Annotated in this window: 16 protein-coding genes and 1 riboswitch; of the genes, 3 read left to right on the forward strand and 13 right to left on the reverse strand. The window is 54.6% G+C overall.

What is annotated here, in order from left to right:
- Window positions 1-694: 694 nt before the first annotated feature.
- Complete coding sequence (locus tag AC1UKS_RS08535; RefSeq protein WP_265910842.1) at window positions 695-1669, reverse strand: nitrilase family protein; 975 nt, start codon at window positions 1667-1669, stop codon at window positions 695-697.
- A gap of 100 nt (window positions 1670-1769) precedes the next feature.
- Here AC1UKS_RS08535 and AC1UKS_RS08540 point away from each other — a divergent pair, with 100 nt between their 5' ends.
- A complete protein-coding gene (locus AC1UKS_RS08540) occupies window positions 1770-2648 on the forward strand; it encodes a LysR family transcriptional regulator (RefSeq protein ID WP_482436446.1) in 879 nt (292 codons plus the stop codon).
- An 18-nt stretch (window positions 2649-2666) separates the two neighbouring features.
- Here the strand turns inward: AC1UKS_RS08540 and AC1UKS_RS08545 are convergent, their stop codons facing one another.
- From AC1UKS_RS08545 to AC1UKS_RS08560, 4 genes are all read right to left on the reverse strand, one after another.
- Entirely contained in the window at window positions 2667-3149 is a 483-nt protein-coding gene (locus AC1UKS_RS08545; protein WP_482436448.1) for a glutathione peroxidase, read from the reverse strand.
- 419 nt (window positions 3150-3568) lie between these two features.
- Window positions 3569-4390 (reverse strand): glycosyltransferase family 8 protein, encoded by an 822-nt coding sequence (locus AC1UKS_RS08550; protein ID WP_482436450.1) that lies wholly within the window; start codon window positions 4388-4390, stop codon window positions 3569-3571.
- A 17-nt stretch (window positions 4391-4407) separates the two neighbouring features.
- Complete coding sequence (locus tag AC1UKS_RS08555) at window positions 4408-5787, reverse strand: D-arabinono-1,4-lactone oxidase (RefSeq protein ID WP_265910838.1); 1380 nt, start codon at window positions 5785-5787, stop codon at window positions 4408-4410.
- Window positions 5788-5956: 169 nt separating this feature from the next.
- Window positions 5957-6592 (reverse strand): TetR/AcrR family transcriptional regulator, encoded by a 636-nt coding sequence (locus AC1UKS_RS08560; protein ID WP_013202741.1) that lies wholly within the window; start codon window positions 6590-6592, stop codon window positions 5957-5959.
- A gap of 212 nt (window positions 6593-6804) precedes the next feature.
- On the opposite strand from AC1UKS_RS08560, the gene AC1UKS_RS08565 reads away from it, so the two are divergent.
- Both AC1UKS_RS08565 and AC1UKS_RS08570 read left to right on the forward strand, forming a co-directional pair.
- On the forward strand, window positions 6805-7065 hold the full coding sequence (locus tag AC1UKS_RS08565; RefSeq protein WP_482436453.1) for a type II toxin-antitoxin system RelE family toxin: 261 nt from the start codon (window positions 6805-6807) through the stop codon (window positions 7063-7065).
- A gap of 53 nt (window positions 7066-7118) precedes the next feature.
- Window positions 7119-7493, forward strand: coding sequence for a helix-turn-helix domain-containing protein (locus tag AC1UKS_RS08570; RefSeq protein ID WP_482436455.1), 375 nt, complete (start codon window positions 7119-7121; stop codon window positions 7491-7493).
- A gap of 87 nt (window positions 7494-7580) precedes the next feature.
- Here AC1UKS_RS08570 and AC1UKS_RS08575 read toward each other — a convergent pair whose 3' ends face one another.
- The 8 genes from AC1UKS_RS08575 to AC1UKS_RS08610 form a co-directional block, all read right to left on the reverse strand.
- Window positions 7581-8342 carry a hypothetical protein gene (locus tag AC1UKS_RS08575; RefSeq protein ID WP_482436457.1) on the reverse strand — a complete coding sequence of 254 codons (762 nt, stop codon included), beginning with the start codon at window positions 8340-8342 and terminating at the stop codon, window positions 7581-7583.
- 200 nt (window positions 8343-8542) lie between these two features.
- On the reverse strand, window positions 8543-9478 hold the full coding sequence (locus AC1UKS_RS08580; protein WP_482436459.1) for an ABC transporter substrate-binding protein: 936 nt from the start codon (window positions 9476-9478) through the stop codon (window positions 8543-8545).
- A gap of 25 nt (window positions 9479-9503) precedes the next feature.
- The gene (locus tag AC1UKS_RS08585; RefSeq protein ID WP_482436461.1) at window positions 9504-10271 is read right to left on the reverse strand and encodes an ABC transporter permease; all 768 of its coding nucleotides are present in this window, start codon (window positions 10269-10271) and stop codon (window positions 9504-9506) included.
- Window positions 10268-11017, reverse strand: coding sequence for an ABC transporter ATP-binding protein (locus tag AC1UKS_RS08590; protein WP_482436463.1), 750 nt, complete (start codon window positions 11015-11017; stop codon window positions 10268-10270). Before AC1UKS_RS08590 ends, AC1UKS_RS08585 begins: the two co-directional genes overlap by 4 nt.
- Complete coding sequence (gene tenA / locus AC1UKS_RS08595) at window positions 11014-11709, reverse strand: thiaminase II (RefSeq protein ID WP_265910835.1); 696 nt, start codon at window positions 11707-11709, stop codon at window positions 11014-11016. Before tenA ends, AC1UKS_RS08590 begins: the two co-directional genes overlap by 4 nt.
- Before the next feature lie 64 nt (window positions 11710-11773).
- Window positions 11774-11878: riboswitch (TPP riboswitch) on the reverse strand.
- Between the two features lie 118 nt (window positions 11879-11996).
- On the reverse strand, window positions 11997-13271 hold the full coding sequence (locus tag AC1UKS_RS08600; protein WP_482436465.1) for a TonB-dependent receptor: 1275 nt from the start codon (window positions 13269-13271) through the stop codon (window positions 11997-11999).
- Between the two features lie 151 nt (window positions 13272-13422).
- Window positions 13423-14823, reverse strand: coding sequence for an FAD-binding oxidoreductase (locus tag AC1UKS_RS08605; RefSeq protein ID WP_482436467.1), 1401 nt, complete (start codon window positions 14821-14823; stop codon window positions 13423-13425).
- A 30-nt stretch (window positions 14824-14853) separates the two neighbouring features.
- A complete protein-coding gene (locus AC1UKS_RS08610; protein ID WP_482436470.1) occupies window positions 14854-15669 on the reverse strand; it encodes an ABC transporter permease in 816 nt (271 codons plus the stop codon).

Here is a 15669-nt window from a genome sequence, read left to right on the forward strand (position 1 = left end):
GCCAATCATCTAACACACCCTCTCATTATGTTTGTTCGAAACTGTCTAGCTGTTTATCCAAGCCTTTAGTGGTGACTTCGTCAGTATAGTTGATTTTACCTGTCTGCCCGGCAGCGCGACCCGTCGTCGTACGTTCAAGCAGTCAGGCCAGGTGAGATTTGCACGGGATTACCGCTAATTTAGATGGAAGTGGGTGCAAAAGAGGTGAATCAGGTGCCTTGAACATCAGCATGACGACGTTAGTGCAGATATTGATTAATGCAAAAATAATGATAAATTTCTGCCTGTTACATGAAAATAGGGAGGGGAAAGCGTGAAATTGAACATACTCATCGGCATGTTGCTTGCAATTACGGTTGGTTTTACCCTTTTCGGGCTGATATTTTCCCTAAGGCAGCTTTAGCAAATCATGGGCTGTGCAAAACTGTAACGCTATCCCAATGAAACGGTATTAGCACCGTGGAATTTCTCTCGCGGTGCAGATATTAAAATACATGTCTGCGCTTCCACTCGTCAGATTGGAGGGAAGGGCACATAAGGTCAAGCGAGGCGCAGTAACGGCGTCAGGATAGGGCGCTTTCCGGAGAGGGATGCCAGAACCAAAAGTCTGTTATGGCCGGGTGCAAATCCTGTTTAATGCCCTCGTTCCCGGAAAAAAAACGCCGCAGCCGAAGTGATTCCATGCGGTTTCATTTTACGGTATTTCATCCGAAAATCGTGCGCTGATCGCATCACGTTCATAACCCTGCTTCTCTGTAAGAATCTGATATAAATCAGGACGGCGCCCGTGGATCCAGCGACGTCCGGTACTCATGGCAAGCAGGCTTAAATCCAGTTCTGCGCTCACCATACAATCTTCAGCAGCCCAGGTTTCATTAATGATTCTTCCATAAGGATCCAGGATCATGGCATTGCCTGTGCGGACTTCGTCATCATCTGCGCCTACGCCATTACTAAAGAGAAGAAATAACCCGTTGTCGTGCGCACGGGCAGGTAGCCATCGCATCAGCCATTCCCGACCGCTTGGCCCCTTGAATGCAGCAGTCATTTCTTCCTTTCGCGTTTCCCGTTCCGCCCAGAGCGCCAGCGGAATGGGTTTCATCGCATAAGGGCTGCGGGAATCAGTACCGCCTGTTTGATGGGGAGCGAGAAGAATATCTGCACCCAGCAATGCCGTAGCGCGCACGTTTTCGACCAGATTATTGTCCCAGCAAATCAGGATGCCTACTTTTACTCCCCAGGGCGTATTAAAAACGGTAAACCTGTCACCGCTGCTGATGGCCGGATGCTCAAAAGCATGAAGTTTACGATGCGTCTGCATTGAGCCGTCCGGCATACAGGCAACGTACGCATTATAAAGGCGGCCATCATCGGCTCGTTCAATTAGCCCGGCACCAATAAGCATTTGATGTTTTATCGACAAAGCGCGAATTAACATCAGGGAAGGGCTGGTTGCAATCGGTTCAGCAAGAACAGAAACCTCCGCTGTGGTGAGCTTTGGCACATGCCAATAACCGGTGAGACACATTTCCGGAAACGTCAGAATTTTCACCTGCTGGATGGCCGCCTTTTCAATAAACTTCTCCATTATCAGTAGATTATATTTTTTGTCATTTGCCCGATGTTGAAACTGTACGGTTGCAGCCTTTAAAGACGTCAATTCGTGCATGATGCTTCTCCAGTTGTTGTAGAAACTGAATTACATAACGATTTCCAATAACTGTATAATCAAATGATTTCCATTTTCGATAACCTTTTGGAATGAAAAAATGAATATCCGTTTGTTAAAAGCCTTTATGATACTGGCTGAAAAAGGAAATTATGCTGATGCGGCACGGGCACTGTGTATTTCGCAACCCGCATTGACCAAGCAAATTAATCTTCTTGAGTCGACGGTGAAGGTGTCACTTTTTTCACGCGGGCGTCACGGCGCAACACTGACCGCCGGGGGGAGACGCTTATTGCCAGAGGCTGAAAAAGTGGTCAGGCAAGCCCAGTTATTTATGCACCATGCAGAGCGCGTATCAGTCGGGATTGAGGGGCATATAGCCGTGGGGTTTGGCCTCTCAAGCTTTTATCTGGCACCACGCTGTATTGCTGATTTTCGCAGAGATTGTCCGGGAATTGAGATGTCTTTGACGGATCTTCCCTCCTTCTTACAGTACGAACTACTGCAAAGTGATGAGCTTCAGGTAGGATTTGTCAGGGTACCTCCACCTGTAGCGCTTGATTACCTGCCATTATTCACCGATCGGCTGGTTCTGATTGCACCTGCAACGCCCGCGTTATCATTGTCTGCTGCTGAATGGCTAAAAAAATGTCCTTTGTTACGTCTTCATACAGAACGAGGACAGGGTTTAAATGCGCAGATTGACCGCTTTCTGCATGATAACGGTCTTTTTATATCATCCACCCAGATGGCTGAGGATATACACACCATTGTCGCATTGGTGATCGCAGGTACAGGTGTTGCTATTTTGCCCTATAGCGTTCTGCATATCGCGCCTCCGGAACGGGTGATTATTCCGTTAGCAGGCAAGTCAATAAGCTGGAAAGTTGGCATTGCCTGGAACGCAGGCACGGAGAATGTCATCCGGGATAATTTTATTGCCAGTATAAGAAAGCGTATTGCGGTCGAAAACGCGTAATCAGCATTACACGAGCCCTTAAAGTTCAAGCGCAGCCACAATGACGGATTCCATTTTCTCGGGTTTGGTGAACGGGGCGAAACGCTGGAGCGGTTTGCCGTCGCGTCCAATCAGGAACTTGGTGAAGTTCCACTTAATCCGTCCACCCAGCACGCCGGGTAATGCGTCTTTCAGGTAGCGAAATACAGGGTGACTATTGGCGCCGTTGACCTCCACTTTCCCGAACATCGGGAAGCTCACGCCATAGTTGATGTGACAGGTCTGCGCGATTTCGTCGGCACCGCCGGGTTCCTGTTTACCGAACTGGTTGCAGGGGAAACCCAGCACCACCAGTCCCTGAGCGGCGTACTTCTTGTTGAGCGCCTCAAGCCCGGCGTATTGCGGCGTGAAGCCGCAGTGACTGGCGGTATTCACTACCAAAACCAGCTTGCCCGCATAGTCGGCCATCGAAACAGGCTTACCATCCAGACGGGTGGCGGAAAGTTGATGAAAGGTGGTCATAGCGGAAACCTCAGAGAAAATCAGTTTGACGTCAACATCTGGAACGAAGCCGACAGTATAGCGATGCAGAAGGGTTCTAATCAGCGAAAAGCGGACGTGTATGCTCAAATTTTCCGCTTCAAATAGCTTCAGCTAATGACCTGAAGACTATTATCAGCAAGATTAGGCGAAGAGGTGGTTTTAGCTTTTGACCTGTGTAACCCCATTCAACCAGTCAACACTAAAGCTCAAGGAGGGGAGGGCGCGTTGATAAGCAAAGCAGCTGCGACAGGGATGTCGCAGCTGAGCCTCCAGGGATGGATTCACGGCGACTTTGCGATCAACGCGCCCTCCCTGACCCGTCACCCAACCCCCCAGACGACGCCCTAAAGCCCAAACCCCCAGACGACTGAAGCCCCCCAACCCAACCGTACTGGAAATCAGGCTTCCGCGATATCCCACCACATCTTATTCAATGCGTAATAGCGGTCGCCCTTGTCCAGCGCCTTCTCCCATGGCTTATCGATGATAAAGTGAATGTTCTTCACCTCATCCAGATCCCACATCGCGGAGTGCTGGAACGGCAGGGTTTTCAACGCGTTGTAAATGTACGGTAAGGGCTTCCAACGCTCGTGGAAATAGTCATTGAGGAAGTCCTGCTCGGCAAACAGATAGCGGGAAAGATCGTCCAACTCCGCTAACTGATGCAGCATATCTTCGAATATCGCCTGATCCGGGCGCAACACCAGGAAACCGCCGTTCAGATAATTGTCCACTTCTTCCAATTCTTCCGTGTGCTCTATGCCACGGCAAAAACTGTAGAAACAGTTCTCGGGACGCCAGCTTTTCGGATAGCTTGGGATCTTGTTTGGATTGCAGCGACAGGCGTGACAGGCCGCAATCTGATCCTCTTCCAATGGCAGCTCAAACAGCTCATCCATGTTTTGCGTCACTAACATGTCCGCATCAAGGAAAACAATGCGTTCAAATTCGGTCAGCTTCCAAACGGCAAGCTTGGTCCATACCTCGGAAAAACGCGCGTTGGCGTAATTGTTCTGCAGGCTGCTGTTCGGGCTGATCGGCTGCACATCGCGCAGCAAACAACCGGCTGCTTCCAGCGCCTTACGCGCATCGGCAGCAATATTTTCCGTGACCATCACCACCAGTGGAAAGGCGCTGCCTGACTTCACTAACGATTTCTGTAAGGCTTGCACGCCAACCAGATAGCCTTGCTGCGTCAAAAGGGTAGTCCATGCCTTCATTGGCTTCTCCTGGATAATCAGTCTAATAATGCGGCGGTAAACGCATTCTCAAATTTATGCTGGGGATCCAGCGCTTCACGCACGCTGGCAAACTCATGCCACTGCGGATAGAGCGCTGCCCAGTCGTACAGCGGCGCCTCAAAGTATTTGCCCCAGTGCGGGCGGCCACCTTCTTCAGCCAATACTTCTTCGACGGCGCGCAGGAAATTCACCCCTTCTTCAGACAGTGAACCGTCCTCGGAGTAATACACCACAAAACCAAAGAAGCAGGTGTCCTGCTGATAGGCCGGGCTGAGCCAGGACGAAGACGGGCCGGTGCAACGCAGGATAATCGGGTAATGCATATGCGGCTGGGTGTCGGCATGCCAGGCTTTAATCTTGCGGATCACCTCGCCGGCACGCGCCAGCGGAATGCCGATCTCCACGTTGATCTGCGGCGTGGCGATCCCGCGGCAGAACACCTGATACACATCGCCGGTCACGTCCGAGAAATCCTTAAAGCGCGTGACGGTGCGGAACGGTTTGCCATTCTCATCAAGAATTTTGGTGTCGCTGCGCATATGCTCCAGCGTCTGATCGATGGTTTCGTTCATCGCATCACTGGTCTCTTCCTGCTTCACCAAATCTTCGTTGTTATCCTGATAAAGCGCGATCTCTTCTGCATTCGCTTCTCGTGCTGCCCAGACGTGAACCTGGTTCTCGTTCGGGAACCACCAGGCTTTGCTCAGCGCATAGTTGTGGTTCCAGTCGAGCAGATCCTCTTCCAGCGTGTCGGCACTGACCGCATTTTTGAAACAGGTGTAAACCACAGAAGGCGTGGTGCGTAATGTCACCTGAGTCAGCACGCCTAACGAGCCTAACCCCAGTTGCACCGCCGGGAACCACTTATGGTCGCGGTCATACTCGGCAATGCTGCCGTCGGCCAGCACCAGACGGATGCTCAGCGCCTCATCGGCAATCGAACTTTGCTGCAATCCCTGGCCATGGGTGCCGGTCGAAAGGGCACCGGCAAGGGACTGCGAGGCAATCACGCCAGGGGAGGCCGGCAGCATTCTGCCAATGCCGGACAGGATCTCGTAAACCTCGTGCAGCGGCGTACCGCCGGCAAAGGTGGCGCTGTCATCGGCGATCGCAATCAAGCCGCGCAGCTTGCTGAGGTCCACCAGCGTATCGCCTTGCTCTGCCAGCTTAAGCATCCTGCCGGGCGACATTTTGCTGCCCATCACGCGGATTTTACCCCGGCTGGCGGCAACCAGCTGCTGCAATTCGGACTCGGACTCCGGTGCGCACACCGCGTTTTTATCACCCAGGGTGGAGTTTTGTGCCCAGTTCCACACTTTGCCATCAGCGGCAGGATGGGGATTGCGAAGGGGATATCCGCGATTTTCGCTCGTCATCGACTACTCCTTTCATCAGGACAATAACAAATTAGTAAGGGGGAAAAGCGCAGGAATAAGCTTTCGAGGCGCCGTACATTACCGGTAAGCATAGCTGAAAAGCCCCAAAACGACAGGTTCCGGGGCGTGAAAAGTTGTACAGGATGTTTTTTGTTGTACAGATTGGCAATCAAATCGGACGCAGATAGCGCAGGGTGGCATCAACCACCAGCTGACGATTGCGCGAGATGCTCTGCTGTTCGCTCTCGCCGCCGCCAAACAGTGTGTTGAAGGTGTAACGGTTCGACACGTTATGCGTACAGATACTGCTGATCAGACGGTGAACGTCGACCGTGTCCGCTTTGCTGTCGAACACACCTGCCGCTTTACCGCGCGCCAGAATATCTTCCAGCACGTCGAGGGCACTCTGGTTCAGCGTTTTGATGCGCTCAGACTGGCTGATATAGCGCCCGCGCATCAGATTCTCGGTGCAGACCAGGCGCATAAAATCCGGGTGGGTGATGTGATAGTCAAAGCTGGCTTCGGCGAGGCGCGCCATGGCAATCACCGGCGGCATTTCCGCCAGATTCAGGCCGGTTTCATGCTGGCGAATTTCCTGATACACCTGCTCCAGGACTTCCACATACAGGTTCTCTTTGTTGCTGAAGTGGTACACCACCATTCGTTTGGTGGTCTGGGCATGTTCAGCAATCTGTTCCATCCGGGCGCCCTGCAGGCCGAATTCGGCAAAAGTGGCAAGCGCACCGGCAAGGATGCGTTTCTTCAACCCTTCCGGGTCGTTTTTTCTTTTCGCTGTGACTGACATAGCAACTCGTTAAATCCGTCGTCTGTAAGAGGACCCTGACAGGGTTTACATCGACCATATTACCACAGAAAGCCCAGGGCCTCGTGAGCAGGACGGGCGGCGTGCTGATATCACTAAAAATAAATTATATCACTCTATTTATTTATATAATCACCATAAATAGATATGTTGTCATCTCGCAAGGATGTACTCTTGAAGAAATGAGGGATGTTATGGCCAAAGTAAGATGGTCGGCCAAAGCGGCTAAGCAGCTGCTGCGGATTGATTCACGATACAGGAAGCCAATTACAAAAAAGGTGGGCGAGTTATCAGCCTTCCCGGACGTGATACTTGATCTGAAAAAGCTTGCTGACAATGGAGCAGCGTACAGGCTGAGAATTGGCGACTACAGGGTGATGTTTGAAGTGTCAGACGGTGATCCCGTGGTAATTGAAATCACACAGGTAAGCCGCCGTCAGAGCAAAACCTACTAACAAACTGTAAAGCGATTTGGCTAATAAGTGATAAAACGCAGAGGGTTATAGTCATGAGTTCAATACAATACGTCTATAACGATCGTGGAGAGCGTACAGCTGCCATTATTCCAATAGCGCTGTATGAACGGATGGTAGATGAGATGGAGCTGGATGAGTTTTTAGAGCCCATCCCTTACGTTGCAGGCCCAAACGATGGTGAGACCATTCCTCATGAGGTGATTGAGATCATGATCGACGGGGTGCTCTCTCTACAAGCGGCCTGGCGTGTTCACCGTAAAATGTCCCAGTTGGATGTGGCAAACGCATTGGGTGTGACTCAAAGCGCTATCTCCAACATGGAGAAGCGCGCCAGGCCGCAGGCAAGCACGCTGGAAAAGCTGGCCAGGTTGTACGATTGCAGAGTGACGCAGCTCACTCTCGACTGAGATGCCTGAACAAGAAGCCCGGTTAACGCCGGGCTTTTTTATTGCCGGTTAACCCCCGGCGTGGGCTGCGTCCCACGGCCAGTTTACTCAAAAATAAGGATGCGTCCCGTCTATCACGCTGGCGTAATGACCTTTGATTTTCTCATTCAGCTGCGCCTCATTCGGCAGGGGCCGCCCGCGCAGCACCGCTTCGGTGGTGAAGCAGAAAATCAAAATGCCCCGACTGCAAATGTTGGCGGCCTCGGTGTAGCTTTCAAGCGTCGAGAAATACGCATCGCTGCTTTTGGCTTTTTCCAGACTGGCGGACATCACCGACACCAGCATACGGTAAACGTCTATCGCCTCGCCCAGCACCGGGATTTTACCGATTGAGAACGCAAGAATCTTGCTGATGCGGGTAAACAGCAGCTTTCTGTCCGGTAACGCAAACAGCTCTTCCAGCGTCTCCAGCCACAGGTTAAAGGTGGTGGCGAACAGTTCATTCTGCACGATCTGCAGGCTGGCATGCTGCCAGGAGAATGAGGCCGCCATCAAGGCAAAATCACGCTGATAGCTCAGGAATGCCTGCTCATTGTCATCGTCCGCCAGCGTCAGCGTATTGCTGGCCAGCTCGAAGTTTTGCAGCTCTTGCTGACTGTCTGCTTCATGCCAGTCAATCAGCCTGGCTTTGCGCAGTTGCAGGGTTTTTAACGCTTCCAAATCGTGGAAGGTTGCCATGGCGATCTCACTGGCTAACAGCGCCTTATTGATCGTCTGAATCACCACGGGCGACTCCACCACAGAACGCTGCGCCAGCAATTCATTGCGGCGATTAAGGTAGGCGGCGGCAGGACTGAGGAAGTTGCTCATGGAGTTTACCCGGGGTCGGAGGGGGGACAGGCATCAGAGAACCTGTACAGTAGGTTCCAGTATGGCATAACTTATTGGTAAGAAAGCCTGGGGAGAAAGCTTTTCAGGATAATGCCAGATAGCCTTGGGTAATCAGCAGCTTGAAATGGCCTGCAACATCGGTTCGCCCACCAGCACCGGCTGGCGGGCGAACCGATTTCTTAACGTAATTCCATCGCGTAATTGTTAACCGGCGTTATTTTTTGGATCAGCTTATGGTCAAAGAGAAACTGTTCATAAGCCTGATAACGGGCTCTGTCCAGATGGGCCGGATCGCGGGCAAACATCGGTAACGTTTTCATCCACGCGGCCTGGTTTAGCGGATTATTGAGGTCCGGGTGTGCGTTGGCAAACGCCTCCCAACTTTCCTGCGGATGAGCGTGCAGGTAGTCGCTGCCTTTCTTCAGCGCGATCAGGAATTTTTTGATTTTCGGCGCGTTCACCTCATCGCGATTCGCCACGATAATCAGCTCGTCATAGGCCGGAACGCCGTAGTCCTCAACGTTGAATACCTGCGGATCCTGACCGTGCTGCTTCAGCTGCAGCGCTTCGATATTGCGATAGCCGCCTATCACCGCATCGACCTGGCCCGCCATCAGCGCGCTGTTCAGCTGGAAATTGACGTTGACCATCTTCACCTGATCCAGACTGACCTTTTCGTGGTTGAGCATGGTGCCCAGCGTGGCCTGTTCAATACCGCTGACCGAGTAGCCAATTTTTTTGCCTTTCAGTCCGGCCGGCGAGGTGATGCTTTTATCCAGCGTCATCACCGTATTTAACGGCGAGTTGATCAGCGTGCCGACGCGCATCAGCGGTAAGCCCTGATCGGCAAAGAAATGCAGCTGTGGCTGATAGGTGATCGCCAGGTCGGCCTGTTTGGCTGCCACCAGCCGTGGCGGCAACGCCGGATCGGAAGGCGGCACAATCTTCACCTCCAGCCCCTGTTCCTTAAATGCGCCAATCTGTTCCGCGACCATGATCGGCGCATGATCGGGGTTGATATACCAGTCCAGCACCAGCGTGAGCTTGTCGTTGGCGCTGGCGGCGTGGGCACAGGCGGCAGTCAGCAGCAGGCCGAAGAGGGTTTTCTTAAACATGTGTTTCCCTTGAGTGAGGTATCGATCAGTCATTTTCCGGTGCCCAGCGGATCAGGCGACGCAGTGCACTGTCCACCGCCAGCCACAGCAGCAGGGTCATCAGCACCAGAATAAACAGTGCCGCAAAGCAGAGTTCGGTTTGCATTCGCGCATTGGCGTTGAGCATCACGTAGCCCAGACCTTCACCTGCGCCGACCCATTCGCCGATAATGGCGCCAATCGGTGCCACCGCCGCCGCCATCCTCAGGCCGGAGCCAAACGCGGGCAGCGCCGCCATCAGCCGCACATGGCGTAATAACGCCCAGCGGGACGCGCCCATGGTGCGGGCGAGGTCGAGAAAATCGTTATTGACCCGGCGCAACCCGTCGAAGAATGCCGAGGTGACCGGGAAGAAAATCACCAGCACCGCCATCGCCACCTTGGCGCTGATGCCGAAGCCGAACCACAGCACCAGCAATGGAGCCAGCGCAAAAACCGGTATGGCCTGGCTGGTCAGCACCAGCGGCATCAGCCAGCGCTGTAAGCGGGGAGAGAACATCATGCACAGCGCAAGAATGGCGCCGAGCAACACCCCGGCGACCAGTCCGCTGACGATTTCCGCCGCGGTCACCAGCGTGTGCGCCGCCAGATACGCGCGACTGGTCCACAGGACGTCGGCAACCGACACCGGCGTGGGCAGCAGGAAGGCAGGAACGCCGCTGCGGGTGATTGCCCACCAGACGGCAATCAGGCCGATATACACCGTCAGGCCACGCCGCCAGCGGCCAAAGGCCGATTCTTTTGCGCTTATCATCCTGCCGCCCGGGTCAGCTGTTGCAGTAATTCACCCTGGCTCTGCAACAGATGCCGATCGTCAGGGGCCCGTGGCGGAAGTCCGGCAATCTGATGCGAATCATCAATCCCGGCCGCAGACAGCACCAACAGCTGGTGGCTAAGGCGGCAGGCCTCCAGCGGATCGTGGGTGATCAGTAATACCGTGTGGCCGGTCAGTAACGTTGAGGCCAGCGTCTGGATGGTGGTGCGTGTGATGGCATCCAGCGCTGAAAAGGGCTCATCCATCAGCACCATCGGCTGACGCTGATAAAGCGTGCGGGCCAGCGCGGCACGCTGCCGCATGCCGCCGGACAGCGCGGCAGGCAGGCTGTCGCCATACCCGCTAAGCCCGACGCGATCCGTCAGTTCGTCAGCCCACTCGCGATCGGGCTTCTCACCGCGCAGGCGTGAGGCGAGGCTGATATTGTCGCGAACGGTCAGCCACGGATAGAGCAAATCCTGCTGCCCCATATAGGCCACGCGTCCCTGAACCGGCAGGCCGTCGCTGCCGCTGACCGTGCCTGACGTCGACAGCGCCAGCCCGGCTATGATCTTCAGCAGGCTGGTTTTGCCAACGCCGCTGGCTCCGAGCATCGCGGCAAACTGACCGCCGGTGATATTGACGTTCAGCCGTTCAAACACCGTCCGTGCGCCGTAGCGCAGGGTCAGATCGCGCACCTGAATCCCTGGCGGTATCACGCCACGGGCAATGTCGTGACTGTTCATCCCTCGTTGCTCAAACTGGCATTAAGGCCCATCTGCCAGAAGGCGCTTTCCAGCCGGGTGGCGGTGGTGAAGATGTTTGAAAGCTCCGGCAGACGACTTTGTGCGCCGCGCTGGACCCCGACCGTTTCCAGCAGATCAATCGCCCGTTGTACGCTGGCCAGATAGCTTTCATCGCCGTAGTTGGCGATCCACGAGCGGTAGGGATTGCCTTCGGTAACGGTGGCGGGATTGTGCAACAGGCCGAGGCCTATTTCGGCATAGCCCGCGACGCAGGGAAGCAGCGCAGCAAGCAGATCCAGCGCGTCGCCGGACTGGCCGATATCCAGCACATAGCGGGTGTAGTTGAGGGTTTCGGGTGCTTCCTGTTCATTGCGCATCTGGCTTTCGCTGATGCCCCATTGCGTGCAGTAACCAACATGCAGCGGCAGCTCGGCGACGATGGCATTCAGCGAGGCGGTAGCCGCCCGCATTTCGGGCAAGGTGCGAAATTTGCTAACCAGCAGGGCATAGGCACGGGCGAAATGGATCAGGAACAGATAGTCTTGCGTCAGATAGCGCCGAAACGCGCTTTCGGGCAGCGTGCCCTGGGCCAACTGCTGAAGAAAAGGGTGGTTAACGTAGTGCTGCCAGTCAGCCGCGGCCTGCTGGCGAAGCTGGCCATAAAGACCACGGGAAAACATGTTGTCAGACATGGGACCTCCAAAAGTGAGTGGAGATCCGGGCGTGCAGAGGGTTGAACAGGCAATGATCGAAAATCGGGCTATTGCCAACCGTCCCTTCGCTGGCATGACCCAGATCAGGTTCAAAGGGTCCGGCTAACGTCGCCATCTCAGCCCATACAGGACACCCCTCGGAGAGGCTTGTTATACGATATTTACTTTTTGATTACAATCGATGGCTGGCGGCTGAGTCAGCGCCATGATGCAAAACGGCTTTCTTACGAAAGCCGTTGTTTAAGCGCCACTAAGCCTGTTTTGGCTTAAAAATCATATTCTAACGCTAAGCGGTTCTGCCAGAAGTTCTTGTCAGAGGTTGAGGTGGTTTGCACGCCGACAAAGTCGGTCAGGCTCAGCCCTTTCAGCACGCCATCAAAGCTGTAGGTGCCGTAAATCAGGTACTCCGACTGATTGCTGCTCGACGCGCCGGCGCTGGCGGTCAAATCCATAAACGAGTAACGGCTGCCGAGGGAAATATTGCTGTTGGCGGTCCAGTTCAGATCGGTGGAGTAGGCGTTGCCGCTCCCCAAATCCTGGGTACTGGTGAAGAACGGTTGGGCGAAATACGGGCCTGACGAGGTGTTATGGGCATAAGGCGTCACCAGCGCACCGTTGCCATAGGCATTCTCACTGGCGGCGATATGGTCCCAGTTCAGTGACCAGCGCAATGACGGCACAAAATTCATCGCATACTGCGCGCCGTAGCTGGTGCTGTTTACTTCGCCCGCCAGCGCGTCGCCCTGACTCAGGCCGCGAATAAACTGCACGCCAATTTTGGGCTGCAACGGATTTTCCGACCACGACAGGAAGCTGTCGGCGTAAACCATCCTGGTGTAGTTATTGTATTCTTCGTACCACAGCTGGCCGGTCAGCTTTTTATCATCCAGCTTGAGGGCGCGTCCGCCGCCGATGCCCCACATGCCGTTAGTACGGCCATCGGCGTCGGTGTAGGCGGTGGTGTCGAGAAACTGATCGTCACCCCAGGGTTTGTAGCGGGTGATTTTGGTGGCGTGCAGGAAGTTATCGCTGTCGCCATAATTGGCGTCGACACCGCGGAACAGGATCGGGGTGATGCGCCAGTCGTAGTCGCCAATAAACGGGATATTGATACGCTGGTCACCGGCGGTGATACGGAAGTCCTGATAGTGCCAGCTCAGATAGGCTTCGCCGACGCCGGTCTCATTTGGCCCCAGTTCACCGATCAGATGGTCATCATTATGCGAGATGCCGCGTTGCAAAATGCCGCTGACGCCAAGGCTCAGGCCATAATATTCCGCGGTGGCATACTTCACGCTGCCGCCGTAACTGACGGTGTCCTGCGAATAGCCCGGCGAGAAATAGGCGTTGTGGGTGGAATAATAGAGGCTGCGCAGGCTGCCATGGACCGAGCCGCAGGTAAACATTTCGGTCAGTGAATCGGCCACACCGGCATCACAATCCGAAACCGGTGTCGCGGCCAGCGCGTGACCCATTAATAAAGCTTGAGAGACGACGAGTGCACCCAACTTTAGCGCAAAGTTGACCTTCTTTGTTTTCATTAATAGCTTCCTGTCAAAATTTGAAAATGATCTGCCCGCAGCAAAAAATGCCGAATAATTTTTTTTGGTATCCCGTAAAACCGTCCGGTGGCGAGCGCGTTATTTTAGCTACGCACGTTATTTACTCACTGTAATTAATTTTATGCTGATTTCATTTATTCAGTGACAGCGGATCGCTTAGTAATTCCAGGGTGTCGCGCACGTCCCAACCCTGCAGCTTGCCTGGGTTGAGCAGTCCTGCCGGATCCAGCGCCTTTTTAACTGACACCACCTCGGCCTTAATTTCCCCTTGCTTACCTTCTTCAATGGTAAAGACATGAGGATTGTTTATTTTTACATCATGGTCGCGGAATGTCTGCATTATTTCGTTCAATCTTTCTTCACTGGAATAGCGAATTAATTGTAATCCGCTGGCAGTGATATTGCTATCGTTGTCACGCAGGAATTCAATATGGGAAATAACTTCATCGCCGAACAATTCCGCCATGGCAATAATCTGCTGATGATAGGTGGAATAATTGAACGCCGTCTGCAAATAGGTCAGGGTGCTGTCCACTTTCAGCGCATGCAGCGTGGTGTGGTTCCAGCAATATTCCATCAGCGAGGCGTTGGCTTCACGCGCCTCGTCCGCCGTCTGGCGCACGGCATTCTGGCCGCGATACTTTTCTAACAGTCCGCTGCACAGGCCTTCACTTTGCTCCGCAATCACGCCTATCACCGCATGCTGCGTGGCCCGGTAGTTGCCGTTCAGATGGGTGAAATAGCTTGGGATCGGTGCGGCGAACAGCGCAAGCTGGCGTTTCACCAGCCCTGGCGAGCGCGCGAAGGCATTAGCATAGTCCAGCGCATCGGTGAAGTCGTCGAACACATCCAGCCGTTCAATCCACCGGTGCACCGGTGCCAGCGCCAGCTCGACTTCCAGCACGATGCCGTTGCTGCCGTAAGCATGATGCAGCAGCAACGCCTGCGGCGCGGGCACGCTGAGGATGCGCGGCTCGGCTTCCATGGTCATCACTTTCACGCTCAGCACGTTGCCGGGTGCGCCCAGCGGGCCATAGTTGATTGAGCCGATGCCGCCAAAGCCGCCGCCATACAGTCCGCCCAGCGTCGCCAGCCGCCAGGTCGACGGCATACAGCGCAGCTCCCAGCCCGCAGGACGGGTCACCGTTTCAATCTCGGCCAGACGGATCCCCGCCTGTGCCCGAACGCGGCCTTCACCTAGTTCCACCACCTGATTAAACGCGGTCATATCGACCAGAATGCCGCCCTGTAGCGGCACCAGCTGACCGTAGTTGCCGGTTGCGCCACCGCGTAATATCAGCGGCAGTCCGTGCTGCACGCAGGCTTTGACCAGCAGGCTGAGCTCTTCTTCAGTGCGCGGGCGAACCACCGCATCGGCCTGCTTGTTTTCCAGCTGCTGCTTCAGCACCGGGCTGAACCAGTGAAAATCGCGCGAAAGACGTTTGACCTTGGGGGCCTGAAGCGTCCACTCGAGGTCGGGAAGCGCCAGCAGCATCTGCTCTACGGCGTTCTTACGTTGTTCACTGTCCATACTCATCCTGTCGGCAAAAGGGTCATTAAATTAGTGAGACTGCACGGCTTCGCTTTCATGCCAGGCGCTGAGGGCGCGGCGGGAAATCCACGACATCACGCCAAACAGCGCAATCCCGGTTAGCGAAATCAACAGCAGCGCGGCAAACATCAGCGGAATATCCAGCTGATAACCTGCCTGTAAAATCTGATAGGCCAGCCCGGTGTTGTTGCCGCCGGTGCCCGCCACAAACTCGGCCACTACCGCGCCGATCAGCGACAGTCCGCTGGAGATGCGCAGCGCGCCGAAAAAGTACGGCAGGGCAGAGGGAATACGCAGGCGCACCAGGATTTGCAGGCGGCTGGCATGGCTCAGCTGGAAATAGCTCAGAAGGCCCGGCGACACGCTGCGTAACCCCTGGGTGGTGTTGGAGATAATCGGGAACACCGCCATCAGCGTCGAGCAGACCACTAACGACAGCGTGGTGTCTTTCACCCAGATGATAATCAGCGGCGCGATCGCCACAATCGGCGTCACCTGCAGAAACACGATGTACGGGAACAGCGCCGTTTCAACAAAGCGGTTCTGCACCAGCACAAAGGCCACCGCGCAGCCGATCACAATCGACAGCACAAAGGAGATCAGGGTGATTTTCAGCGTGAACAGCAGCGACATCATCAGCGAGCCGAAGTTGGTCCACAGGCTTTGCAGCATCACCACCGGCGACGGCACGAGGAACTGCGGGATTCTGAAATAGCTGACCCAGCCCTGCCACAGCAGGATCACCACCACGGCAACGACTGCCGGGTAAAGGATTTTGCGGAAGGTCGGGTTGCTGGCCCAGGGCGTTGATCGTTGCGTCTGCAT

Source organism: Erwinia sp. AK-PDG3-5 (assembly GCF_056821705.1).